This window comes from Bacillus suaedaesalsae (assembly GCF_016890225.1).
GTDB classification, from domain to species: domain Bacteria; phylum Bacillota; class Bacilli; order Bacillales; family SA4; genus Bacillus_BS; species Bacillus_BS suaedaesalsae.
Map to the genome: position 1 here is coordinate 1 of NZ_JAFELM010000018.1, position 23,843 is coordinate 23,843.

Consider the following 23,843-nt stretch of genomic DNA (forward strand, 5'->3'; position numbering starts at 1 on the left):
CTGCCCCCGCAACCAAATGGTCCCGTGGTGTAGCGGTTAACATGCCTGCCTGTCACGCAGGAGATCGCGGGTTCGATTCCCGTCGGGACCGCCATATTTTTTATACTTAAGGTTTTGAGAAAGCTAGAAATTCAAGTTAGTATATGAATCAACAAGACTGACGAAGGATTTTGAAGCTAATCGAAAGCCAAACAAATGGCTCGGTAGCTCAGTCGGTAGAGCAAAGGACTGAAAATCCTTGTGTCGGCGGTTCGATTCCGTCCCGAGCCACCATTTAGATTTTGAATGTGGCTTAGCTAAGTAGGAATGCTACGCAATAGCATACCAATGAAAGTCATCCTGAATTATCTCTCTGAGATTGGGACGACAAGTTTAGAACATTACTTTATTAGTAGCAGTGTTTTATATTTGCCGGCTTAGCTCAGTTGGTAGAGCAACTGACTTGTAATCAGTAGGTCGAGGGTTCAAATCCTTTAGCCGGCACCAGCATCTTTTTCGTAAGAAGAGTTATGTATTATATAATGGAGGGGTAGCGAAGTGGCTAAACGCGGCGGACTGTAAATCCGCTCCCTCAGGGTTCGGCGGTTCGAATCCGTCCCCCTCCACCATTATATTTTTTTATAGGGGTATAGTTTAAAGGTAGAACGAAGGTCTCCAAAACCTTTGGTGTGGGTTCGATTCCTGCTACCCCTGCCAATCTTATTTTTTATGGCGGTCGTGGCGAAGTGGTTAACGCATCGGATTGTGGTTCCGACATTCGGGGGTTCGATTCCCCTCGGTCGCCCCATTTTTTTATCAACTTTACCTTAGTGGTTGCATATAATAGCATTACCCATTGATTGATTGCGGAAGTAGTTCAGTGGTAGAACACCACCTTGCCAAGGTGGGGGTCGCGGGTTCGAATCCCGTCTTCCGCTCCAATGGCGGCATAGCCAAGTGGTAAGGCAGAGGTCTGCAAAACCTTTACCACCGGTTCGAATCCGGTTGCCGCCTCCATTAATTTGCCGGTGTGGCGGAATTGGCAGACGCGCACGACTCAAAATCGTGTTCCTCTGGAGTGTCGGTTCGACCCCGACCACCGGTACTGAAAGACAGGTTATCCTGTTTTTATTTTTAAAATACCTTCGACAAATATCTATCTTTTTTTCATGCGGGTGTAGTTTAGTGGTAAAACCTCAGCCTTCCAAGCTGATGTTGTGAGTTCGATTCTCATCACCCGCTCCATACATAACCTTATTTGCAACGCAGTGTTTCGTTTACTAATAAACGTGGCATTGCGTTTTTTAATTTATTTGTTACTTATACTGATCTAATAAGATAATGATAAACAATAATAAAAGGAAGTGCTATACAGGTGAAATCTAGTATATTTAGTTTTCTAGCGGAGTATTCTAGTACTTTAGAAGAATTAGCATTAAGAATAGAAGATCTATTATGGGATTCATCCTTCATTAGTTGAAGAAGCTACCGTTTCAATAGAAGTCCCAAACAAACTGGTTAAAAGTACTGCCTTAAGACGTTTCCCAAGGAAGGTAGAAGATGGTACACGTAAGTCTAATTTTGGGTATACGTATACCTTTCAGACAAAGAGTGAGTTAGAGGCACTGTTGTTGCGTATCGTTGATGAACTAGAAACGAGAAAGTTTAGTATAAAATAAATTATTGTAGTGATTTAATTAGTATAAATATCATTATTGCGACCCCGACCACCGGTATCGTATCGAGTAGTAACAAATGAAAAACACTCACAAATGTTGATATATTTACTTTGTGAGTGTTTTTGTTTTGCGAGAAGAGGCCTTGAAAGGTTGAGGAGCCTGATTGTCCTATGTGGATTTACACGTTTAAATAAAGTCTATTAAACTAATAACAATTTTAATAAAGTTACTCATTTCTTGTAACGAATTGCGTCGATTTCGGATATATAATGTGAAAGGAGGATAAGCCTTGGGAGATCTCCACGAAATTTATATCAAGTATGAGAAGGATGTCTTTAAGTTTTTAATGTGTTTATGTCATGATGCAGATTTGGCAGAGGAGTTAACACAAGAGACGTTCTATCAAGCTGTGAATTCGATTGATCGGTATAATGGCGAGTGCAAAATGTCAGTTTGGTTGTGCCAGATTGCAAAGCATTCCTATTATAAGTATATCGAGAAACATAAACGGAGGAACGAGCTAAGTCAGGATACTAGAACCTCTGTGTCTCCTGAGACTGAGTTCATTCATTCTGAGAATAAAATTGCACTATATCGAACAGTCCACTTGCTTGAGGAACCTTATAAAGAGGTGTTACTTCTAAGAATTCTAGGTGGCCTGAGTTTTAAAGAAATTGGAGATATCCATTTCAAAACGGAGAACTGGGCGAGGGTTACATTTTATCGGGCGAAAACAAAGTTACGAGAAAGGGGAATAACTAAAGATGAATAAAAAGTGTGACATTATACGAGATTTGCTTCCATCTTATATAGAAAAGGTTACTAGTGATGAGAGTAATAAGTTTGTAGAAGAACATATTGCGCAGTGTGAATCTTGTGAAATTTACTTGAATGATATGAAGGCTGAAATAGAGTTACCGGAAGATGTACATATTGAAGAGAGGTTAAATGAGAAGAAACCTTTTAAAAACTTATCGATTTTCTCTCAAGGGCAAAAGAAGTTTACGAAGCTAATATTATATATTGCGGTCGGATCTTTGTTGTTAGCTATCTATTTATTATCTACATCTATTCTAAAGTTTAATGAGTTTAAAGAAGATAAACGTTATATAGATGTGATTGAACTTGAAAAAGAGGCAATAATAAGTGATGCTTTCAATCATGTAGATAGTGGTGAAGCTGGATTAATTAAGGTTTTTGAAAAATACAAGAAACAACTAAACATGTTAGCAATTTTTCCTACGGCAGAGGTAGAGGATGAGCTAATTGATACGGAGAGAAATATGCCTACGACTATGTATCCTATTGACTATAATAAAGCAACAACTGTGATCGGAGCTAATGGTGTCATAAAAGATAAGTCAACTATCACTCCAAGTGGGTATGATTTAGGAACAGTCGTCATGGCAAACGATGAATGGGTTATTCAATTTGAATATAGAGGCACTTATGAGAATACAATCGAAAAATACCATCAGTTAAGGTATTATGGACCAAGAACGTGGAGCTTCTTTCAACTTCCAATCTTGTTCTTTACGATTTTTATCGTACTTGGTACAGTTTGGTTTTTCATGAATAAGCAAAACAGACAGCTTCAAGGTGTAATTTAGAGAAATGCGTTAATCTTGCAAATGAGATTAACGCATTATTTCTAATGAATAATAGGTACTGTTATTACAGGAGATGCAGGCAATGGGCAGTCTATTTTTTATGTACTCACTATTTTATGACTTGCTGTCCCACCATTCACTTGGGTAAACATTTTACTCATAGCTTGTAATAAGGCGATCATTTCTTCTTTAGAAGTCATAGAAGGTTGCAAATATGCAATTTGAATAGCTGAGGTTGTCTGTTCAGTTACAGCAGTCCTTCTTGAATCAACGAAAGGACTCCCAAACGGACCACTATTATCCAAACTAATTAACTTTTGATTTGCATCAATATTTCGGTTATTTAGTCCCTCATACTGTTCATTCTCTTGCCCAAGCTTTATCACAATGTCTCCGTTTATCTTTTCCTTATCATAAATGCCAATTGGGATCCCATATTGCAAAGAAAAGAAATTGTTTATATCAGCTGCAGAATGAATTGTAACAAGGAAATCTTTTTTGGCTATTCTTCTTACTAGTGCCTCATGAGAAGGACGGTATTTACTCGGATCCATACCGAGTTTCTTAAAAACGCTTCGCCATTCCTTTACTCCTTTATAATCACTCAGTGGACGTTCCTCTAAATCAAACGAAATCGATTCTTGATATAATTGAAATCTTCCTTTGATCATTTGAGGAGAAGAGGAAACAGTAATATCTTCATAAATTATGACACCAATTTTAAAATCAGGAACTTTACTGAGCACTGATGGATCAATCGTAACCTTCAATTGTAAATAACCTCCTTCTAGTGTGATGGCGGATTGTTATGATACTATCAATATATATTTAAGCAGACAAGTTAGCAAGAAAGGAGGAGTATTATGGATATCCAAGCTTTGCAAAAAGAGTTAATTGAATATAGTAAGGAAATCGGAATCGATAAGATCGGTTTTGCGAGTGCCTCTCCATTTGAGGAGTTAAAAGATCGATTGGTGAAACAACAGGAATTAGGCTACCAATCAGGATTTGAAGAGCCGGACATTGAGAAAAGAGTAAATCCTGGTCTAATACTTCCAAAAGCAAAATCGATTATTGCTATTGCGCTTGCATATCCTTCCAAGCTCAAGGATGCTCCTAGAAGTACGCGTACGGAGCGACGTGGTCTTTTTGCTAGAGCGTCTTGGGGGCAGGATTATCATGATGTACTTCGTGATCGTTTGAACAAGTTAGAAGCATTTTTAATCGAGCGAGTTCCAGCTGTAAAAGTAAAATCAATGGTTGATACAGGTGAATTATCAGATCGTGCAGTTGCAGAACGTGCTGGAATTGGTTGGAGCGGTAAAAACTGTTCCATCATTACGCCAGAGTTTGGTTCTTACGTTTATTTAGGTGAGATGATTACGAATATCCCGTTTGAACCGTCTACTCCAATAGAGGACCAATGTGGTTCATGTACGAAGTGTATTGATGCATGTCCAACTGGGGCAATTGTTCAAGGTGGACAGCTAGATTCGAATAAATGTATCGCCTTTTTAACACAAACAAAAGGCTTTTTAGCAGACGAGTACCGTGAGAAGATCGGAAACCGTTTATACGGCTGTGACACGTGTCAGCTCGTTTGTCCAAAAAATAAAGGAATGGATTTTCATCTTCATGAAGAAATGGAGCCGGACCCTGAACTTGTTAAACCTCTATTAAAACCATTATTAACGATTTCTAATAAAGAGTGGAAAGAAAAGTTTGGTCCCATGTCTGGTTCGTGGAGAGGAAAAAAACCAATTCAACGAAATGCTATATTGGCATTGGCTCACTACAAAGATGAATCAGCTTTACCGGAACTTCAAACTATCCTATTTAAAGACAGCCGTCCGGTAATTAGAGGAACAGCTGCATGGGCCATTGGAAAAATTGGCAAACAAGAAAGTGTACAAACATTACTCGTTGCTAAAGAGAAAGAAACAGATGGCGAAGTATTAAAAGAAATAGAAAAAGGGTTAAAGCTTCTAAATATGTAATTCGTTCATAATCCTTGAAGCGTCTCATACGTATTAAAATAGATGAATATGTATGGGAGGATGAGTATGAACATCAAGAAAATTCTAGAAAAACACGTTTCTGAACGAGTAAGTGCACACGTGGGTCAACGCATACAAAAGTCGAATCCAATTTTGGAGGAAACAAGAAAAAAGAATGCGCTAAACGATGCAAGAAATGCACAAATCATTAAAAGTAAGGCGATTACTCAGATTACAAATATAGAAGAACTTGGCGAAGAAATACATGTATATTACACAGTTCAAATGAATGACCTCGTAAAGCATGGTGAAAGAATTTATGTAGAGGAATGTGAAGAAACACGTAAAGCAACTATTCAAAACGCAAAGGTAATGAGTGATATCTTACTTTCACAAGTAGTGGATGAGGAAATTCCAGCAGAACTTCAACTGAGTCATGATGAAACGAGAGATGTTAGATTTGTTTATGATCGTAGAGCGGCCGTCCGTTACGCTGAACAATGGTGGAATGATTATAATCCAAAGTATAAAAAGTTTGAAAATGATTGTACAAATTTTATCTCTCAATGTCTGCGTGCGGGTGGGGCTCCAATGACAGGATACCCGAATAGAAGCAAGGGCTGGTGGATGCAAAATAACTCGTGGAGCTATAGCTGGTCTGTTGCTAATTCCCTTAGATTGTATCTTTCTAACTCAAAATCGGGACTTCGTACCGTTGAAAAAAGAAGTGCAAGTGAGTTAATACCAGGGGATGTTATTTGTTACGACTTTGAAGGCGATGGAAGATATAATCATAACACAATCGTTGTTGCAAAAGATGCAAATGGGATGCCGTTAGTCAATGCACATACAACGAATAGCCGAATGAGATATTGGTCTTATGAGGATTCAACTGCCTACACGCCAAACATTAAATATAAGTTTTTTCACATTGTGGATAGTTAAAAGGTCACATTTCACATGCTCATCCGAAAAATGTTATAATAGCCTCTAGTTAATGGTTAAATGAGGTGAAAAGAAATGGGATTACATGTCGTTATGTTTCAGCCGGAGATCCCTGCGAACACGGGTAATGTTGCACGAAGCTGTGCTGCAACGGATACAACGCTACATTTAATTCGTCCACTTGGTTTTTCTACAGATGATAAAATGTTAAAGCGTGCAGGTTTAGATTATTGGCAATACGTAACTGTGTTATATTATGATTCCTTGCAGGAGTTATTTGATAAATATCCAGAGGGAGAATTTTATTTCTTAACAAAGCATGGAAAGAAACCACATACGTCTTTTGATTATAGTGATTCAAGTAAGGATGTCTTTTTTGTATTTGGAAGAGAGACAAAAGGTCTTCCGATGGACGTTATTGAAGACAATATAGAGCGCTGCCTACGAATTCCGATGAACGACAATGTACGTTCACTGAACGTCTCGAATACTGCTGCGATCTTGATTTACGAAGCGTTAAGACAACAGAACTATCCAGGATTATCATAATAAACGAAAAAACGACCAAAAATGGTCGTTTTTATTTTTTGATTCCTGGTTTTGAATTGTATCCAGCACTGAAAATAGCTGTTAAAAATGCAAGGCTAACACCTAGAATTAAAATTAAACCCACTATAATAACCTCCTTTAGAGACTAGTATTCCCGAAAACATACATCTATTATAGCGAAGTTGACAAGTTAAGGGAATCGAAAGTGTGACAAAAAATAAACATTTATTTTTCATAAGGTTGTAATGAAGAATTATTAATGAACATTAAGGGAATGGTTGAGTAGTATTAGGATTAGACTGTGCATAAGGATGCTCTGCTAAAATCCGCGACGTCTTAGGCTTGCACCTCGAGTATAAATGCGGAAAAGACTGATGGGGACACATCTATGTTAGTAAGAACAGAAGGCTCATCTTCAACTTGTACCAGCTTCTTTAATTTATATCCTTAAGAATGATAATGGACGGCTCAGCATAGATTGTAATAATCTCAAGCTTCATCATCAACTTGAAGGAGGTCCTTATGGATATTTTAAGGAAAATAGAACAACATCGTGAAGAAGAAGAGAGTTTAAAATGGGAAGGTACCTTCGCTGATTATCTAGAAATTTTGAGAGGACGCCCACATGTGGCACAGTCTGCTCATTCGAGAGTTTATAATATGATCAAGGATGCAGGTATTGATGAAGTAGATGGTCGTAAAAAATATAACTTCTTTAGTAAGCAAATGTTTGGACTCGAAGAATCACTAGAGAGATTAGTGGAGGAATATTTTCACCCGTCTGCAAAGCGTTTAGATGTAAGAAAACGTATTTTATTGTTAATGGGTCCTGTTAGTGGCGGTAAATCAACACTTGTTGCAATGCTAAAACGTGGTTTAGAACAATATACAAGAACAGACCAGGGAGCTGTTTATGCTATCAAAGGCTGCCCCATGCACGAAGATCCTCTTCATATGATTCCACATCATTTACGTGATGATTTCTTTAAAGAATATGGTGTTAAAATTGAAGGTAACTTGTCTCCATTAAATTTAATGAGACTAGAACAAGAATATGGTGGACGAATTGAGGACGTAATAGTCGAAAGAATCTTCTTATCGGAAGACCGTCGAGTTGGAATTGGTACATTCAGTCCTTCTGATCCAAAATCACAAGATATTGCCGATTTAACAGGTAGTATCGACTTTTCGACAATTGCAGAGTATGGTTCTGAGTCTGATCCACGTGCGTATCGTTTTGATGGTGAGTTAAATAAAGCAAACCGTGGAATGATGGAATTTCAAGAGATGTTAAAATGTGACGAAAAATTCCTATGGCACTTATTATCTCTTACTCAAGAAGGAAATTTTAAAGCAGGTCGTTTTGCGTTGATTTCAGCAGATGAGCTAATTGTCGCTCACACGAACGAAGCGGAGTATCGTTCTTTTATTTCTAACAAGAAAAATGAAGCGCTACACTCAAGAATTATCGTCATGCCGGTTCCATATAACTTGAAGGTATCAGAAGAGGAAAGAATTTATGCCAAGATGATAAGTGAAAGTGATGTCTCAGATGTTCATATTGCCCCCCACACATTACGCGTGGCTGCAATGTTCACAATCTTAACAAGATTAAAAGAGCCGAAAAAGGGCGATGTAGATCTTGTGAAGAAAATGAGATTGTATGATGGTGAGTCTGTTGAAGGTTTTAATACTGTTGATGTGGAGGAAATGAAGAAGGAATATCCAGATGAAGGGATGAACGGAATTGACCCTCGTTATGTCATTAACCGAATATCATCTGCAATTATTCGAAAAGAAACACCTTCAATTAATGCGCTAGACGTTTTACGTTCTCTAAAGGACGGTTTAGCTCAGCACGCTTCCATCTCAGCTGAAGATCGCGAACGTTATATGAATTTTATATCTGTTGCTCGTCGTGAGTATGATGATATCGCGAAAAAAGAAGTGCAGAAGGCATTCGTGTATTCCTATGAAGAGTCTGCAAAAACACTTATGGATAACTATCTAGACAATGTTGAAGCATATTGTAATAAAAATAAGCTTCGTGATCCGTTAACAGGGGAAGAAATGAACCCAGATGATAAGTTAATGAGATCAATAGAAGAACAAATCGGAATTTCAGAGAATGCAAAGAAAGCATTTCGTGAAGAAATATTAATTCGAATATCAGCATATGCAAGAAAAGGTCAACGCTTCGACTACAACTCACACGAACGCTTACGTGAAGCGATACAAAAGAAGCTTTTTGCAGACCTAAAGGATGTCGTGAAAATTACAACTTCCTCTAAAACACCTGATGAAGTACAACTGAAGAAAATTAATGAAGTAGTAGCAAGATTGATTGAAGAGCATGGTTACAATTCTTCATCCGCAAACGAACTGTTACGATATGTTGGAAGTCTTTTGAATAGATAGAAAAAAGGAGTATGTCCTTTTGACATACTCCTTTTTGGATGTTTAATCACGGACGAGCCCGGGTAAAGAAAGACAAGAGGTGATAGTCATGAATTTAAATGAACAAAGCCGAAGAGATATGCCAGAAAACAGCTCGATGGTAAAAGACGAGCAGGATTTGATAAAACACTCAAAAATAATGGAAAATATGATTACCAATACAGAACTAGAAAAGGAAAAGCAGCACCCAGATCCAAAGCAGTATGGAGAAACCGATCCCTCAAAGTAGGGATTTTACTTCACTTTAACACTTTAAAGGGAGAAGGTTGAGGACGGGAAAAAACAGCAGCCTGGTATAAACGTTACACCTTAAACAAACGTTTGATTAATATCATGTAACACACATTACGAACTTGTGATGTTTCCTATTTCACCTTCTATTTTAGAAAGTTCATCATATAGTAAAGTTAAACTTTAAATGCACGAGAAACTTGTCTATTTTTAAAGTACAATGCATAATTGTCGCAATAATTTGTCAATTATACGTACCTTCTGCATAGTATAGAATAATCAACTTTTCTACACGTATCGCTATTATAATCAAGCAGGGAAGGAAAAGGTGAGAATAACTTTTAGGAGGGGAAACAGTGGAAATGAAAGATAGTAAAAACAACTTTGCGATTTCAAGAGAAGATTGGTCCCTCCACCGTAAAGGACATGATGATCAACAACGACATAAGGAAAAAGTACAAGAGGCGATCAAAAGCAATTTACCTGATCTAGTGACAGAAGAAAGTATTATTATGTCAAATGGTAGGGACGTTATTAAAATCCCAATTCGTTCTCTAGATGAGTATAAGATTCGCTATAACTATGATAAAAACAAACATGTTGGCCAAGGAAACGGCGATAGTAAAGTAGGAGATGTTGTTGCTAGGGATGGTTCGGGGAAACCTCAACAAGGTCCGGGAAAAGGGCAAGGAGCCGGTGACCAAGCAGGTGAAGATTACTATGAAGCTGAAGTGTCATTAATGGAACTTGAAGAGGCTCTATTCAATCAATTGGCACTTCCCAATTTAAAACGAAAAGAACAAGATGAAAACATTGTAGAGCACATTGAATTTAATGACATCCGAAAGATTGGACTCATGGGTAACATTGATAAAAAGAAAACAATGATGACAGCATTTAAACGAAATGCACTAAGTGGAGAAGCGAAGTTTCATCCGATTTATCCAGAAGATCTTAAGTTTAAAACATGGAATGAAGTAACAAGACCCGATTCAAAAGCAGTAGTTCTAGCTATGATGGACACAAGTGGTTCAATGGGAATATGGGAAAAGTATATGGCAAGAAGTTTCTTTTTCTGGATGACACGCTTCCTGCGAACAAAATATGAAACCGTTGAGATTGAATTTATTGCTCATCATACAGAAGCAAAAGTTGTATCGGAGCAGGACTTTTTCTCAAAAGGAGAAAGCGGGGGGACGATTTGTTCATCTGCTTATAAAAAATCACTGGAGTTAATTGATACAAAGTATAATCCTACTCGTTATAATATATATCCTTTTCATTTCTCAGATGGTGACAACTTAACTTCTGACAATGCACGTTGTGTAAAGCTTGTGGAGGAATTGATGAAGGTATCGAACATGTTTGGGTATGGGGAAGTAAATCAATACAACCGCCATTCAACGCTTATGTCCGCCTATAAGAATATCCAAGATGAAAAATTCCACCACTTTATCCTCAAGCAAAAATCTGATGTATTCCATGCGATGAAAAACTTCTTTAAAAAGGAAGAAGAAAGCAAGAAGTTTGCATAAAGGTCGGCTCTTGCTGACCTTTTTTTACATTCGTACTATATTCGCTTAATAAACGAATGTGTGTTATTTCAAAAATAAATATATACATGAATAATTCCGATTTACAAATACTAGAAAAAAAGGAGGTGCAACTTGTCAAATCCATTTGAAGCTGCTTGGAATACGTTAAAGGCATCTATTGATAAAACAAATGAGCCCAAGACACCATTACATATAATTGAAGTGGGTGACTGCTGGAAGTATGTTACATTAATCGAGGAATTTATCCGTTATGAAGAAATTGGATTAAATACAACAACCGATGATGAAGTGAGAGAGTTGTTAATTGATATTGTTAAAGTGTGTGAATCGCAATTACAAAAGTTAACTCAATTTATGAAGGAAGAAGGAATTCTGCTACCTGATGTAACTTCTTCCAAGCCAGAATCTGTACCAAATGAAATTCCTCTTGGTGTAAAATTAACCGATGATGAAATTACAAATGGAATCGCATTTAAATTAGTTACTGCAATGATTGCTTGTGCAAAAGGACAATCAGATGCAATTCGAACAGATATTGGCGTGATATGGTATGAATTTTATACCGAATGGGTATCATTCGGTCAAACTTTAAAAATCCTCATGAGAAAAAGAGGGTGGATTAAGGTACCACCATACTATTATCCGCCTGGTTCTCCAACTAAATAAAAAAGAGAGGAGATCCTCTCTTTTATTATTCTACTAATCCTAATCTTTTTAGACCGTTAAAAATACCCGAATGTTCAACGTCTGTTGTTTTGTGTTTAGCATACTGAAATAGTTCATGGTGTGCATTCCCCATCGCAAAGCCTTCTCCAACTGTAGAAAGCATTTCTTTATCATTCATTCCGTCTCCAAATGCAATTGTGCTTTCTTTCGGTATCCCTAACTTTTTAATTAATGCTTCAACTGCCATTCCCTTATTGACACGATCTCGTATCACATCAAGGCAGGTAGTTAAGCCACTGACATTCACGGTGGTGTAATGTATTTCTTCGAATTCTTCATAATATGTATAAGCATTTTCCTCTTTTGTAATGATTGTCAAACCTAACACGTCATTATTCAAGGAAGGATCAAAGAGGGTATTTTTACGTAAATCAAACGTGTTAATGAACGTTTTGACAATAGGTGGTTCCATTGATGTAAATGCATTCATCTTATTTGTATAAAAGACAAGAGTATGATCATTTTCTTCAGCAATTTGTAAAAACCTCTTCACATCGTAATCATTCATCGTTTCTTTCACAATGTCCTCATTTTTATATATTCCGTATGCCCCGTTATAGGCAATAAATGAAGTAATTGACAATTCCTTTGCTAACTCATCTATTTCATGCAAAGGTCTTCCCGTTGCAAGAATAACTTCAATCCCTTTTGCTTGAAGTTGGGAAATAGCACTTTTTGTAGAGCTCTCAATTGTATGGTCAGGTCTTAAAATTGTTCCGTCTATATCTAGAAACACTATTTTATATTCACTCAAATAAAACGACTCCTTTTTCGTATTTCTTTTATTATACATCTTTCATTACTGTTATTCTTTCAGTGAGATTTATCACATTTTACTAAATAAAATCGTTATTATGAACTGTGTGTGAACTGTATTGTATTATTAACGAAATAGGAGTAAATTAAAAGTGTAGAAAGTAAGTGAAGGACTTCACAAACTTTCTAGAAAAGCTAGCTAGCTTACTATCTAAAATTTTTTAAACTATATTGTGAAAACATTCATAAAGGAGATGACCATAATGAGATGGTTAAAAGGACCGATAATGAATATAGTTTGGACAGTCGCTAGAATTTGGTTAGGATATCAATGGTTACATGCAGGGTGGGGGAAAGTAACCGGTGGCTTTGATGCTGAAGGATTCTTACACGGGGCAATCGGAAAAGCAACAGGAGATCATCCAGCTGTACAAGGATGGTATGCAACATTTCTTAAAGAAGTAGCATTGCCAAATGTTGAAATTATAAATTTCTTAATACCGTGGGGAGAAGTACTAGTAGGAGTAGGACTAATTGTTGGGCTTGCCACTGTGCCAGCATTACTGGCTGGGGCATTCATGAACTTAAACTTCTTACTAGCAGGAACAGTAAGCACAAACCCAATTTTATATACTGTAACAGTAATACTATTGATGCTGGGAACAGCAACTTACTTCTACGGTCTTGACAGATTGGCAGTTCCATATTTAAACAACTTAAAAAACATGAAAGCAGCAACTATTAATGATAAACCAGAAAATCATCATAAACCGGCACATACAAACTGATTAATGTGAATGAGTACAAGGAGGCTATAAGGATGAGAATTGACATACATGGTAAACAATTAGACGTAACAGAAGCAATTAGAGAGTATGTGGAACAAAGAATCGAACGAATTGAGCACTTACTAGATCATTCAGCCAAACCGAGTGCTCAATTCAAATTATCGGTAATCAAATACAATCATATAGTCGAAACAACGATTCATATTGGGGAATATACTATTCGTGTAGAAGAAAGCTCTGATGATATGTACAAATCTATTGATATGGCCCAGGAAAAATTAAAGCGCAAAATTAGAAAACTCAAAACGAAGTTAAATCACGGAAAGCGTGTAAAAATTATACCTGAAATAGTAGAGGCAGAAATAGAAGAAGATTACCAAGTTGTAAGAGTGAAAAGGTTTGATGTAAAACCGATGAGTCAAGAAGAAGCTATTCTGCAGATGAACTTACTGGAACATACCTTCTACGTTTTCAAAAACGAAGATACGAACGAAATGGGCGTTGTGTATATAAGAAATAAAGGTGAATATGGAGTGATTGAAGCATCTTCAATCTAGCAAGGGAGAGACTCTGCTACTAGTAGGGTCTTTTTTAAATACAAATCTACTTTCTTGATTTTTAACATTCGAATCATATAAAATGCTATGGAAAGTTAAATTCGTTCTAAAAGGTGGTAATTTTAGGTGATAGAGGTAGAGCAATTTCGTAAAAAAGAACATGACATAGACCCGGTATTTATCAATCGGTGGTCGCCTCGTTCTTTCTCGAAAAAAGAAGTACCTGAAGAAGTGTTAATGCGTATATTCGAGGCAGCACGCTTTGCACCTTCTGCCAATAACCTTCAACCATGGCGTTTTATTATTGCTCAAAAGAAGGAAGATCTAGAAAGGTTTCATTCATTCATTTTGGAAGGAAATCTCATTTGGTGTGAAAAAGCACCCGTAATCGCTGTACTCATTTCTGATAAAGAGAGTGGAGCACACGTATTTGATGCTGGAACTGCATGGGGATATTTAGCATTACAAGCTACAAAAGAGGGGTTAATTTCACATGCAATGGGTGGAATAGATAAGGAGAAAGCTCGTAAAGTATTAAATATTCCAAACAATTTTGATGTTCAAATTGCCATTGCAATTGGATATCAAGGAGATAAGGTTGCATTGCCCGAAAATTTACGTGCGCGAGAATATCCTTCAAGCCGACGCCCATTAAAGGAAACGATCTTTGAAGGCGAATATAGATAAAGAAGAAGGCAGGAGTTACTAACAACTCCTGCCTTTATTCATGATTTTTACTTACTTTGTTTTGTCCAAAAAACCACCAGTTCCAATCTCCGAGTAATTTCATCAGTGAAGGCACTAACACCATACGAACGATAGTTGCATCAATGAAAATAGCTAATGCAATACCAACTCCCATTTGTTTCACGGGCATAACACCTGTAAAGGCAAAGGCGCCTGTGATAACAATCATGATGGCAGCTGCGGATGTAATGATTTTACTTGTTGAGATTAATCCGTGAAGTGTAGCTGCATTGTTATCTCTTGTTACCATGTATTCCTCATGTATTCGAGAGATAAGAAAGACTTCATAATCCATGCTAAGGCCGAATACTAAGCTAAACACAAACACAGGTAATACCAAGGCGATAGCCACAGGCTCTAACCCGAAATGGCCCTCCTGAAAAATCCACACGATAATTCCAAAAGTTGCTGACAAGCTAAGCATATTCATAATAATTGCTTTTAGTGGAATGAGAAGAGACCTGAACGCAATCATTAATATAAAAAAGGTAGAAAGTAGAACTAATGCTAATCCATAAGGAGCCTTTTTAAAAATTTCATCAAATAATTCCTGCTCAAATTTTGCAAATCCACCAAAGTTTGCTTCTACTTCCAGCTCCTTTTCAGACCATTCTCGTACCCAATCCTGTGCCTCATGCCTCTTTATATCTTTATTTAAATACACTTCAGTAAGCATTTTATTTTCATTAATATAATACTGAAGCACAGGTGCAATCTCAGGTGACGGGTTGGTGCTAACAAGCTGATAAAACATTGCTGGGTCCGTGATGCCTGTTAATGAGAAAGGTGAATCAATTGTCGCGACAAGACTGTCTTTATTAATTGTATCAATTGTGGTTTTTAGTAATGTTAGATTCTCTTCATTAATGACATCTCCGTTTGTTTCTAATACTAGCATTACTTTGTTTTCATCTTCCTTTTCCGGGTCTACAAATTCATCTTGAAAACGTTCAAATGCAACTCTGGATTCGTAGCTGGTAGGAAGGGAATCTGTACCTGGAATGACAAGGTTCATGTCTTTAACAGGTATTAGTCCTGTTATTAAGATTGTGAGAGCGACAATTAACATGATTACAGGTCGTTTCATCACAAACTTCGCAAAACCGCTCCATATTCCATGTTCATTTCCTTTTTCCTTTAGTATGGTAACTTTGTTAATGTTATGTCCAAGTACACTGAGTATGGCAGGTAAAAAGGTAACTGCACAAAATGCGGATACCAAGACAACTGTCATACCACCGATTGCAACATTTTGAAAAATATCAATCTGAATAAACATTAACCCTAACAATCCAATAAACACACATAATCCTGAAAATACAACCGATCTTCCAGCAGTTGCAATAGTCGTCATTATTGCGTCTTGAGTTGACTTTTCCTTGATTTCCTCTTTAAATCGGTTAATAAACAATAATGCAAAGTCAATGCTTAAAGCGAGCCCAATCATCGGCACAATATTAAGAATAAAAATTGATAAATCAAAAGAATAATGGAAAAAGTAGACAATCCCCATCGTAATAATGATCGAAACTACACCAATCAGTAATGGAATACTGGCTGCTACGAGACTTCCAAAAGACAATAGTAAAACTAGTAAGGCAATTGGAAGTCCAATCATCTCTGCTTTTGCTAAATCCTTTTGACTTGCTTCGTTTAAGTCTTTTACGATTACTGGTTCTCCTGTAATATTTACATTCATTCCATTTTCGTTCTTTAACTTTTCACGAATGTTAGAAACCGTATCACCCATCTTATCGGAAGGTTTGTCAAAAGAAAGCACACCGTATGCAATAGTTTCCTTCATCATTCCCTTACGGTCAAAAGGGCTTATTACTTCAACTAAATCTTCTACTTCATACAAATTATCAATTGAATTTTCAATATAAGATTTCCAACTTGTATCATCGACGTTCTTTTTTCTCTCGAAGATGAGTAGAATAGTTGAAGGGGAGTGTCCAAATTCCTTTTCTAAAATTTCTTCTGTCTTTATGTATTCGCCATCATAAATAAAGCCATTCCCGCTTAAAACAGAAGGAAGTTTAAAAGCAAAATAGCTAAAAAGTAAGATAGTTATGATCCAGCTAATGATAATGAATTTTCTATACGTAAAGATGAATGTACTAAATTTGTTCATATTACCTCCAGGAAGATGATTTATTGTAAGTAACTAAATCATTATTTCAGACTGTTTTGGTATGGATGAATTTCGTTATGTATGCTGCTTTCAATGATTATGCTTTAAGGTACCATCTTGACGAAGGTCACTTGTTGTACTTGTGTAAGGTAAGAATTCGTAAAAAAATCATAAGCTGTGCATATCGGCTGGATAATGCAAGCTTTCTGCAGGAAACTGTTTATCTGCATTGGTGAGCTACCTGTTTTAAAAGTCAAATGAAACAGTCACTTTGATTATATTGTCTAAATTACCATTCATAACCATAGTTTCTCAACTATTTAACTGTATATCCTAATTTATTTTTGAGAATTCAGCAAAAGTGAGGTAGATATTGGAAAGATAGGGTATACTAGTAAGGGAAGGGAAGTCCCTTTGGGTCTTTTAGTGTAGGCTCATCGGTAGATATATGAGATCGACACAGAAAGGATGACCGTTTATGACAAATGTAATTTACCAAGCAAGAGCAGGAGATGGCTTCAGAAAAAGAGGTTTAAAGAGAGATACGTATTTTCGAAGTGCAGAGGATGCAATCTCTGAAGTATTAGCTCTTAAAGAGAAAATGGATTCTAAGTATAATAATGAAATCGCTTGGGATTATGCTGGCGAAATCACTGGAAATACAGCCAAAATGAAAATACTAAAGGGATATTTAGGTGGAGATAAAAAGACAGATCCATTCTTTCTTCAAATTGTCTCAATTGAAGAAAATGATACGGCTAATGTAGATAAGCCAATTCACCCTAAAAAGATATCAACTAAAGATAAAAAAGTTATGAATAAAGCGATTAAATTATTTAAGTAAATATAATTATAAAGTAAAAACTCGGGTAGTTACAAATTACCCGAGTTTTTCTGTTTAGTCTTCTGTTGAATGAACTTCAGTTACAATCACAATTGAGATTGTGGCAACAATGATTAATGAAAATATCATTGTGAACATATTGATCATCTCCTACCAAGTTTTAAATCCTTTTGATCCTGGTGGTGCGTTATGGATAATATCTGATAATGGGATGTAGTAAGCGACGATTATAAGGACAAATGCTACACCAATCCATAACCACCAATTTTCTAGGAACTTCGGTGTATTTTCGATATCACTTTCTGCCATTGGAAATTCTACAAATTCTTCTTCTGTCGTTGCTTTTGGTAATATGAATAGAGCTTGTATAACAAAGAAGATTAGTAGCATCGCAGATAAGAATAAAATTGTTCCACCGATTGCCATTGTGACATGGTTTGATAGAATTCCGTTAAACCATTCTAAAGCTGATGGGTGATCCATATATCCAGAATAAGCTGTTCTTCTTGGTGCTCCTAGTAACCCTAAGATGTGCTGAGATGTTGACATTAATAACATACCGATTGACCAAGTTATGACTTGTGCAAAACCTAAGCGTTGCATAGATTTCGTTAATTTTCTACCTGTTAGATAAGGAATTAACCAAAATGTTAACCCAAAGAATGTCATTGCAACTGGTGTACCAACTGTGATGTGGAAGTGTCCTACAACCCAAAGCGTGTTATGGATTACTTCGTTTAATTGGAAGCTTGCATTGATAATTCCTCCTGCTCCTCCAGGAATGAAGAAGAACATGGCGATAAAAATTGATGTGAAGCGAATATCATGCCAAGGTAACTTTCTAAACCATCCAAATAAACCCTTTGCTCCATTTTGACGACCTGTGATTTCAAACGTTGCAAACATTGAGAATGCTGTCATCAAAGATGGAATAATAACCATGAATGTTAAGACTGTTTGTAAGAACTTCCAGAATGCCGGGATACCTGGTTCAACTAACTGATGGTGAAATCCTACTGGAATCGAGAATAAGATAAAGAGTATGAATGATAATCTAGCTAATGAATCACTAAAAACTTTTCCTCCGATAATCTTTGGAACTACTACGTACCACGCCATGTATGCTGGTAGTAACCAGAAGTATACAAGCGGGTGACCGAAATACCAGAATAGGGAACGAGATAATTCTACGTTAATTGTATCTACTAATCCGAATGCCCAAGGAATGAATTGGAATAATACAGTTGCGACAACACCTAGACATGCAATAATCCATAAAATGATAGTTGAAACTGTCATGAATGCGAATAGTGGGCTTAACTTACCTTTGTTTTGCTTTTTCCAAGCTACATAATGTCCGATTAATGCAAAACTGCTAATCCAAGTACCGACCACGAATAATGCAAGACCTACATAATACCAGGGACTAGCCATTAACGGAGCGTAGAATGTGTAAAGAACAGATGCTTCACCAAGTACGATCATGACTGTTGCAAGTGTTGTACCAAGTGTCATTACAATGAATCCAATCCATGAAAACAGCAGTGTTTTCTTTCCGAAAGAGCCCAAGCTTTTACTCATTCCAGTTTGCAGGAAACCGAATATGAAATACGTCGTAAAGACTAATGCTAGTAACACACCGTGTGCTGTTAAGATTTGATAGTAATCAAGCCATGCTGGTAATTGTAATTTGTCATTTCTGATAAATACTTGCAAAAGACCCATTAGTGTTCCAATTAGGAAAGCAAAGTAAGCAATTAGAATGTTTGAAAGAGCGAGTACCCGATCGTTTTTGTTGAGTAGAGTATGCATTATTCTGTCACCTCAATTTCTGTCTTCATAAAATGATGACCAGTTCCACAATATTCGTTACAAATAACTAAATAGTTGCCTGGCTTATCAAATGTGTATTCCTTCGTACTAACGTGTCCTGGTACGACCATCATGTTGACGTTAGTAGAAACAATCGAAAAGCTGTGAACAACATCTGTACTAGTTACTTTAAAGGTTACCTTTTTCCCAGCCGGTACTTGAACGTTTTGGGGTTCATAACCGAAAGCTTGAGCAACCATTACAACTTCGTAAGTATCTTCATCAATTTGTTTTACCCCTGGTTCGTTAAAGGGAGGAGTTTGATCAACCATCTCTGGATCAATTTGGTCCATACCGCCAGTTGGTTGATGATGGCCGTGCCCTGAACCGAATGCTGTAAATCCTACAATACTTAAAAATAATACGAGTGAAACAATACCAAATGTCAGCCAAATCTTCTCATATTTATGAAAATGCATAGTATCACCTTTTCCTTAGTTTATCGTGATAAATGGAGAGCGAATGCTGCAAACCATGAAATGAAAATGAAAATTCCTATTCCAAAAACACTAATTAACGTTCCTTTTAAATTGTGTTCCTGCTCTTTTGGTGAAGTATGTTTTTTACTCACTCTAAAACGCCTCCTCTAATTCCTATAACTAAATTCTATAAGACTGTAGGGAGTGGCGTTGTGATATAAATCACAACTAGCTGAGGATAATAATGACAAAAAAGTGACAACAACGTAAAAGATATGACTTTACCACTTTAAAGGGGTGGGGGACAGGCCCCCACTCCTTTAAAGTGGTAAAGAAAAAAGCAGGGTGCAAATGTTATTTGCTTCCTGCTTTTTTTTGGATTGTTTAGATGATACCTAGATCGTAAACTTCTGGACGATTTCTTTAAGTTTTGTAGATAGTTCTACTGTTTCGTTGGAACGGTAAGTGATTTCCTCTAGGGAGGCACTAGTTTGCTCGGCAGAAGCTGCGACTTCTTCTGAGTAGGCTGCAATATTTTCAATTGATTTCACAAGCTGTTGAATTTTTGCGACCGTTTGTTCAGAAGTTTCTGCTTCCTCTGAAGTTACACTTCCGATTTTAGATAAGTCATTAACAGTTTTAGATACATCATTTAAGATATGTTCAAGTGCAACGCCTGTTTCTTTTACAGCTATTTCGCCTTGCTCCACACTAGTAATACTTTCGTGAATACATGTAACAGCTTCTTCAATACCTTTTGTAATGTGATGAACAAGCTGCTCAACTGTCGCAACTTCTTTATTCGATTGCTCGGCAAGCTTTCTTACCTCGTCGGCAACGACAGCAAATCCCTTTCCGTGCTCACCAGCTCTTGCTGCTTCAATCGATGCATTTAAAGCAAGTAAATTTGTTTGACCTGCAATGCCGTTAATTGCTTCTGTAATCGTACGAATTTGAGAAGTGTACGTATTTAATTTATTAATTACTTGTTCTGTGCTTAAGGTAACGTCTTTTATTCCATCCATTTTACCTGAAATCTCAATAACCTTTTCTTTTCCTAATTTAGCAGATTGTAGAGTGTTTTCTGAATCATGGACACTCGATACAGCAATATCTTTTGTCGAAAGAATAGACTTTGCAAGTTCATGTAATGTAGTAACTGCATTAACAGCATCCTCTGTGCCACTGGCAGTATCAATCGCTACTTCACTCATACTACTTGTAACCTGCTGAATTGCTGAATTCATCTCTTGCAAAGATAATGAATTCGTCTCTGCATTTTGTGCTAGCTTTTCAGAGCTTGATTTTAGCACCGTAACAATTTCATGTAAGTTTTCTGTCATGGTATTAATTGTTTCAGCTAGTTCTCCTACTTCATCCTTGCTTGATATATTTAGTTTTTCTAACGCAAGATTTCCTGCGGCAATTTGTTTGGAATGCTCAATAATAATAGAAATTGGTTTCGTTTTTCTTCTTAATAAATAGATGGTAAAAAGTGAAGCAATGATCATAGGAATAATACCAATTAATAAACCACCGCTTACCACATCCCATGTTCTTTCCGTAACAATGGATGTATCGAAGTCAATAACACTAATGGCGATAACTTCTTTTGAAGAATCATGATCTTTGAAAATTGGTGCATAACCGGACAAACGAGTAATTCCACCAGCTTCATATGGCTCTGAGTATGTCGGATGCTTCATTTCAAGCATCATGGAGATTGCTTCCTCATCCATGTAAAACATATCGCCGATAACGAAGCCATCTTCCTTCATGTTATCATCTATTGCTAATAACGTTCCGTTCATATCAAGAATATACTGCGCTTCAAAAATTCCTTTATGTTCCGTCGTCCAATTTAAAGAAGAACCGACTTTTTCTGATAAAGAGAAGTCACCGCTTGTTAATTTCTCAACTTCAGAAGGATCAAGAAGGCCAGTGGTTATATTTGCACAACCATATGCCTCAATACCAGCTGCATCATAAAGTTTGTCATAAGCTGTTTTATAGGTTGCAACAGAAGTAATCAATAATGATGCGAATATAACACCAATAATAATCCTACCTAATTGCCATGTTAAAGTTTTCTTCATAGTAGTAACCCCTTTAGGAGAATATTTTCTTTATTCATTAAAGATATACGGTTCGTCCAAATAGGGGTGTGATAAATATCACACCCCTCGGTTAAAAAAGTCGAAATTTGGAATTTCCTTGGATGGTATTACATTGTATGAAACGGAACAACTGCTGAAAAATAAACGAAGACAAGTGTCTAAGTGCTCAACTGACACTTGCCATGTTTTGCAAGTTGTGGAGGTGACCAGAATGAATCATCAGTTAGATTATGACCGTGATGGTGCTACAGATGATGTAATGAACCATCAACAAATCGCCAAAAAATTAGAAGAATCCCTTGAAATCGAAAATGATTTAATGCGTAATTATCTTCAGGTAGCTGAGAAGATCCACGATAATGAAACGCTAAAAGACAGATTGCAAAACTTTGCTGAAGGAAATGCGAAAAGAACACAACAATTAAAAGATGAACTTAAGACATTAAAGCATTAAGAAACTTTTGTTACTTGGAGAATCATATGATTTCCAGGACTTTGGATTTGGTAGTAATAGTAAAGACTAGATTCTTCAAGCTGCTTTTGCACAAGATCTGGAAGGTGATCAACGGTAATTGTTATCTGATCACCTCTCCTTAATTGTTCTAACGCATTTAAAATTTTTAAGATTATCATAGGTGCATCCAATTCTAATAAATTCAAGTGATTTTCTTTTTTCTTTCGATAAAACATAACCTTCCAATGATTCGCTGCAACCTGCATTGAATCATACTCAAAACCTTTACTCTTCATTATCGAATAAAGAGGGACCGGGTTAAAAGATGAATGTAAGGATAAAACTTCATTTTCCTTCAGTGATTGTACAGCCTTCATGATATCTTTAAAATCAATTTGATCCATTCTGACATCAAGTTCTACTGTATGTTGAGACATACTTAAAACCTCCAATAAATCCTAACCCCATCTTACATCGATTTCATCATTTATGATGTGATAACTGTCACACATTTGAAATGAAGTATACCCGATTTACTCACAAAAAAAGTGATTTACATTCGTAAATCACTTAGTCGATATTACAAAATTCAATCGGACAGTCTTCGCAATCAATTTCATCCTTCAGGAATTGTAAATCATGAATCATGATTTTCCCTTCAATCATAGAAACTTTTCCAGCTTTCTTTAAATCACTGAGCATACGGTTCACCACTTCACGAGTCATTCCGCAGAAGTTAGCTAATTCTTGGTTTGTTAAAACAAGGTTAATTAAAATACCATCTGGCTTTAAGACGCCATAGCTGTTAGTCATACGAATTAAAGTAGAATAAAGCGCTCCTTTTTTACCATGCAACACAAGATCACGAAACTTCGTCTGTGTTTTCTGATAATGAACCCCCATCCATTTCATAAATTCAATGGCAAGCTTATGGTTGTGTAAAAGCTTATCTTCTAAGTCAGCTTTCCTAATAACGGCTGCTACCCCATCTTCAAGAACTTTTGCATTTACCATATATTTGGAAGGTGAGCAAAACAGTGTAATTTCACCAACTAAATCATCTGGTCCACAAATTCTAAAGGTTAATTCACGTCCGTCTGGAGTTACCTTACCAATTTGCACTTTACCTGAACGAATTAAATATAGCTCACTTTGGGAATCACCTTCTTGAAACAAGTAGTTGCCCTTACTTATCTTCTTTTCATGATGAACAGTTGTTAATAGTTCGCGTAAGTCTGTAGAGAAATCTACTCCGTTATTTTCCAATGATATAACCGCCTTCATTTATATTCACGTTGATTACTGATTAATTGGAGTTAATATTATCATGTTATGTTTCTTACGAATAGAATTTTTTCTTTAAATGTTCTAGTGAAATACTCCCAAAAGAAAGGGATATAGGGAAATTTAGCAAATATATAAGGTG

The 23,843-nt window shown here is 36.6% G+C and carries 23 protein-coding genes and 10 tRNA genes; 24 read left to right on the top strand and 9 right to left on the bottom strand.

Annotation, left to right across the window (positions count from 1 at the left end; translation table 11 throughout):
* The first annotated feature begins 18 nt into the window (after positions 1-18).
* From JR050_RS04770 to JR050_RS04825, 12 genes are all read left to right on the top strand, one after another.
* Positions 19-94, top strand: a tRNA-Asp gene (locus JR050_RS04770).
* Positions 95-197: 103 nt separating this feature from the next.
* Positions 198-273, top strand: a tRNA-Phe gene (locus JR050_RS04775).
* Positions 274-410: 137 nt separating this feature from the next.
* Positions 411-486: transfer RNA gene (locus JR050_RS04780), tRNA-Thr, on the top strand.
* A 37-nt stretch (positions 487-523) separates the two neighbouring features.
* Positions 524-608 (top strand) — tRNA-Tyr (locus JR050_RS04785).
* 14 nt (positions 609-622) lie between these two features.
* Positions 623-696: transfer RNA gene (locus JR050_RS04790), tRNA-Trp, on the top strand.
* 15 nt (positions 697-711) lie between these two features.
* Positions 712-787 (top strand) — tRNA-His (locus tag JR050_RS04795).
* A 58-nt stretch (positions 788-845) separates the two neighbouring features.
* Positions 846-920: transfer RNA gene (locus tag JR050_RS04800), tRNA-Gly, on the top strand.
* Positions 921-922: 2 nt separating this feature from the next.
* Positions 923-996, top strand: a tRNA-Cys gene (locus tag JR050_RS04805).
* Positions 997-1,003: 7 nt separating this feature from the next.
* Positions 1,004-1,084, top strand: a tRNA-Leu gene (locus tag JR050_RS04810).
* Positions 1,085-1,150: 66 nt separating this feature from the next.
* Positions 1,151-1,224: transfer RNA gene (locus tag JR050_RS04815), tRNA-Gly, on the top strand.
* A 723-nt stretch (positions 1,225-1,947) separates the two neighbouring features.
* Complete coding sequence (locus JR050_RS04820; RefSeq protein ID WP_204202382.1) at positions 1,948-2,430, top strand: RNA polymerase sigma factor; 483 nt, start codon at positions 1,948-1,950, stop codon at positions 2,428-2,430.
* Positions 2,423-3,268, top strand: a complete 846-nt coding sequence (locus JR050_RS04825) for a zf-HC2 domain-containing protein (protein WP_204202383.1) — start codon at positions 2,423-2,425, stop codon at positions 3,266-3,268. Before JR050_RS04820 ends, JR050_RS04825 begins: the two co-directional genes overlap by 8 nt.
* Before the next feature lie 98 nt (positions 3,269-3,366).
* Here the strand turns inward: JR050_RS04825 and JR050_RS04830 are convergent, their stop codons facing one another.
* Positions 3,367-4,038 (bottom strand): B3/B4 domain-containing protein, encoded by a 672-nt coding sequence (locus JR050_RS04830; RefSeq protein WP_204202384.1) that lies wholly within the window; start codon positions 4,036-4,038, stop codon positions 3,367-3,369.
* A 93-nt stretch (positions 4,039-4,131) separates the two neighbouring features.
* Here JR050_RS04830 and queG point away from each other — a divergent pair, with 93 nt between their 5' ends.
* The 7 genes from queG (at position 4,132) to JR050_RS04865 (ending at position 11,669) form a co-directional block, all read left to right on the top strand.
* Positions 4,132-5,265 carry a tRNA epoxyqueuosine(34) reductase QueG gene (gene queG, locus JR050_RS04835; RefSeq protein ID WP_204202385.1) on the top strand — a complete coding sequence of 378 codons (1,134 nt, stop codon included), beginning with the start codon at positions 4,132-4,134 and terminating at the stop codon, positions 5,263-5,265.
* Positions 5,266-5,337: 72 nt separating this feature from the next.
* A complete protein-coding gene (locus JR050_RS04840; protein WP_346726711.1) occupies positions 5,338-6,210 on the top strand; it encodes an amidase domain-containing protein in 873 nt (290 codons plus the stop codon).
* Positions 6,211-6,285: 75 nt separating this feature from the next.
* Entirely contained in the window at positions 6,286-6,759 is a 474-nt protein-coding gene (gene trmL, locus JR050_RS04845) for a tRNA (uridine(34)/cytosine(34)/5-carboxymethylaminomethyluridine(34)-2'-O)-methyltransferase TrmL (RefSeq protein ID WP_204202387.1), read from the top strand.
* 522 nt (positions 6,760-7,281) lie between these two features.
* Positions 7,282-9,177 carry a PrkA family serine protein kinase gene (locus tag JR050_RS04850; RefSeq protein WP_204202388.1) on the top strand — a complete coding sequence of 632 codons (1,896 nt, stop codon included), beginning with the start codon at positions 7,282-7,284 and terminating at the stop codon, positions 9,175-9,177.
* An 88-nt stretch (positions 9,178-9,265) separates the two neighbouring features.
* Positions 9,266-9,445, top strand: coding sequence for a hypothetical protein (locus JR050_RS04855; RefSeq protein WP_204202389.1), 180 nt, complete (start codon positions 9,266-9,268; stop codon positions 9,443-9,445).
* Positions 9,446-9,809: 364 nt separating this feature from the next.
* Positions 9,810-10,982: a sporulation protein YhbH gene (gene yhbH / locus JR050_RS04860; RefSeq protein WP_204202474.1), complete on the top strand. Its 1,173-nt coding sequence runs from the start codon at positions 9,810-9,812 to the stop codon at positions 10,980-10,982.
* A 132-nt stretch (positions 10,983-11,114) separates the two neighbouring features.
* The gene (locus JR050_RS04865; protein ID WP_204202390.1) at positions 11,115-11,669 is read left to right on the top strand and encodes a DUF3231 family protein; all 555 of its coding nucleotides are present in this window, start codon (positions 11,115-11,117) and stop codon (positions 11,667-11,669) included.
* A gap of 25 nt (positions 11,670-11,694) precedes the next feature.
* Here the strand turns inward: JR050_RS04865 and JR050_RS04870 are convergent, their stop codons facing one another.
* Positions 11,695-12,483 (bottom strand): HAD family hydrolase, encoded by a 789-nt coding sequence (locus JR050_RS04870; protein WP_204202391.1) that lies wholly within the window; start codon positions 12,481-12,483, stop codon positions 11,695-11,697.
* Between the two features lie 265 nt (positions 12,484-12,748).
* Here JR050_RS04870 and JR050_RS04875 point away from each other — a divergent pair, with 265 nt between their 5' ends.
* The 3 genes from JR050_RS04875 to JR050_RS04885 all read left to right on the top strand — a co-directional run bounded on the left by JR050_RS04875 (position 12,749) and on the right by JR050_RS04885 (position 14,517).
* Positions 12,749-13,273 (top strand): DoxX family protein, encoded by a 525-nt coding sequence (locus JR050_RS04875; RefSeq protein WP_204202392.1) that lies wholly within the window; start codon positions 12,749-12,751, stop codon positions 13,271-13,273.
* A 32-nt stretch (positions 13,274-13,305) separates the two neighbouring features.
* Entirely contained in the window at positions 13,306-13,830 is a 525-nt protein-coding gene (gene hpf / locus JR050_RS04880; protein WP_204202393.1) for a ribosome hibernation-promoting factor, HPF/YfiA family, read from the top strand.
* Between the two features lie 126 nt (positions 13,831-13,956).
* Positions 13,957-14,517, top strand: coding sequence for a nitroreductase family protein (locus JR050_RS04885; protein ID WP_204202394.1), 561 nt, complete (start codon positions 13,957-13,959; stop codon positions 14,515-14,517).
* A 34-nt stretch (positions 14,518-14,551) separates the two neighbouring features.
* On the opposite strand, the gene JR050_RS04890 is transcribed toward JR050_RS04885, so the two are convergent.
* Positions 14,552-16,711, bottom strand: coding sequence for an MMPL family transporter (locus JR050_RS04890; RefSeq protein WP_204202395.1), 2,160 nt, complete (start codon positions 16,709-16,711; stop codon positions 14,552-14,554).
* A 478-nt stretch (positions 16,712-17,189) separates the two neighbouring features.
* Here JR050_RS04890 and JR050_RS04895 point away from each other — a divergent pair, with 478 nt between their 5' ends.
* Positions 17,190-17,555: a hypothetical protein gene (locus tag JR050_RS04895; protein WP_204202396.1), complete on the top strand. Its 366-nt coding sequence runs from the start codon at positions 17,190-17,192 to the stop codon at positions 17,553-17,555.
* A gap of 150 nt (positions 17,556-17,705) precedes the next feature.
* Here JR050_RS04895 and JR050_RS04900 read toward each other — a convergent pair whose 3' ends face one another.
* The 4 genes from JR050_RS04900 to JR050_RS04915 all read right to left on the bottom strand — a co-directional run bounded on the left by JR050_RS04900 (position 17,706) and on the right by JR050_RS04915 (position 21,942).
* Positions 17,706-19,367, bottom strand: coding sequence for a b(o/a)3-type cytochrome-c oxidase subunit 1 (locus JR050_RS04900; RefSeq protein ID WP_204202397.1), 1,662 nt, complete (start codon positions 19,365-19,367; stop codon positions 17,706-17,708).
* Positions 19,367-19,846 (bottom strand): cytochrome c oxidase subunit II, encoded by a 480-nt coding sequence (locus JR050_RS04905; protein ID WP_204202398.1) that lies wholly within the window; start codon positions 19,844-19,846, stop codon positions 19,367-19,369. The genes JR050_RS04900 and JR050_RS04905 overlap by 1 nt, the downstream gene beginning before the upstream one ends.
* Positions 19,847-19,866: 20 nt before the next feature.
* Positions 19,867-19,998 (bottom strand): cytochrome C oxidase subunit II, encoded by a 132-nt coding sequence (locus tag JR050_RS04910; RefSeq protein ID WP_204202399.1) that lies wholly within the window; start codon positions 19,996-19,998, stop codon positions 19,867-19,869.
* Positions 19,999-20,241: 243 nt separating this feature from the next.
* A complete protein-coding gene (locus tag JR050_RS04915; protein ID WP_204202400.1) occupies positions 20,242-21,942 on the bottom strand; it encodes a methyl-accepting chemotaxis protein in 1,701 nt (566 codons plus the stop codon).
* A 232-nt stretch (positions 21,943-22,174) separates the two neighbouring features.
* Between JR050_RS04915 and JR050_RS04920 the strand changes: the two genes are divergently transcribed.
* A complete protein-coding gene (locus JR050_RS04920; protein WP_239454103.1) occupies positions 22,175-22,417 on the top strand; it encodes a hypothetical protein in 243 nt (80 codons plus the stop codon).
* Here JR050_RS04920 and JR050_RS04925 read toward each other — a convergent pair.
* On the bottom strand, positions 22,414-22,854 hold the full coding sequence (locus JR050_RS04925; RefSeq protein ID WP_204202401.1) for a DUF2249 domain-containing protein: 441 nt from the start codon (positions 22,852-22,854) through the stop codon (positions 22,414-22,416). The genes JR050_RS04920 and JR050_RS04925 overlap by 4 nt on opposite strands.
* Before the next feature lie 133 nt (positions 22,855-22,987).
* Positions 22,988-23,683, bottom strand: coding sequence for a Crp/Fnr family transcriptional regulator (locus JR050_RS04930; protein WP_239454104.1), 696 nt, complete (start codon positions 23,681-23,683; stop codon positions 22,988-22,990).
* Positions 23,684-23,843 lie beyond the last annotated feature (160 nt).

Excerpts from the sequence above, each read along its gene's own strand:
- JR050_RS04900 (WP_204202397.1), bottom strand. The coding sequence starts at position 19,367 with ATGCATACTCTACTCAACAAAAACGATCGGGTACTCGCTCTTTCAAAC.
- JR050_RS04875 (WP_204202392.1), top strand. The coding sequence starts at position 12,749 with ATGAGATGGTTAAAAGGACCGATAATGAATATAGTTTGGACAGTCGCT.
- JR050_RS04855 (WP_204202389.1), top strand. The coding sequence starts at position 9,266 with ATGAATTTAAATGAACAAAGCCGAAGAGATATGCCAGAAAACAGCTCG.
- JR050_RS04905 (WP_204202398.1), bottom strand. The coding sequence starts at position 19,846 with ATGCATTTTCATAAATATGAGAAGATTTGGCTGACATTTGGTATTGTT.
- JR050_RS04825 (WP_204202383.1), top strand. The coding sequence starts at position 2,423 with ATGAATAAAAAGTGTGACATTATACGAGATTTGCTTCCATCTTATATA.
- JR050_RS04920 (WP_239454103.1), top strand. The coding sequence starts at position 22,175 with ATGAATCATCAGTTAGATTATGACCGTGATGGTGCTACAGATGATGTA.
- JR050_RS04890 (WP_204202395.1), bottom strand. The coding sequence starts at position 16,711 with ATGAACAAATTTAGTACATTCATCTTTACGTATAGAAAATTCATTATC.
- trmL (WP_204202387.1), top strand. The coding sequence starts at position 6,286 with ATGGGATTACATGTCGTTATGTTTCAGCCGGAGATCCCTGCGAACACG.
- JR050_RS04895 (WP_204202396.1), top strand. The coding sequence starts at position 17,190 with ATGACAAATGTAATTTACCAAGCAAGAGCAGGAGATGGCTTCAGAAAA.
- hpf (WP_204202393.1), top strand. The coding sequence starts at position 13,306 with ATGAGAATTGACATACATGGTAAACAATTAGACGTAACAGAAGCAATT.
- JR050_RS04850 (WP_204202388.1), top strand. The coding sequence starts at position 7,282 with ATGGATATTTTAAGGAAAATAGAACAACATCGTGAAGAAGAAGAGAGT.
- JR050_RS04915 (WP_204202400.1), bottom strand. The coding sequence starts at position 21,942 with ATGAAGAAAACTTTAACATGGCAATTAGGTAGGATTATTATTGGTGTT.
- yhbH (WP_204202474.1), top strand. The coding sequence starts at position 9,810 with ATGAAAGATAGTAAAAACAACTTTGCGATTTCAAGAGAAGATTGGTCC.
- JR050_RS04925 (WP_204202401.1), bottom strand. The coding sequence starts at position 22,854 with ATGTCTCAACATACAGTAGAACTTGATGTCAGAATGGATCAAATTGAT.
- queG (WP_204202385.1), top strand. The coding sequence starts at position 4,132 with ATGGATATCCAAGCTTTGCAAAAAGAGTTAATTGAATATAGTAAGGAA.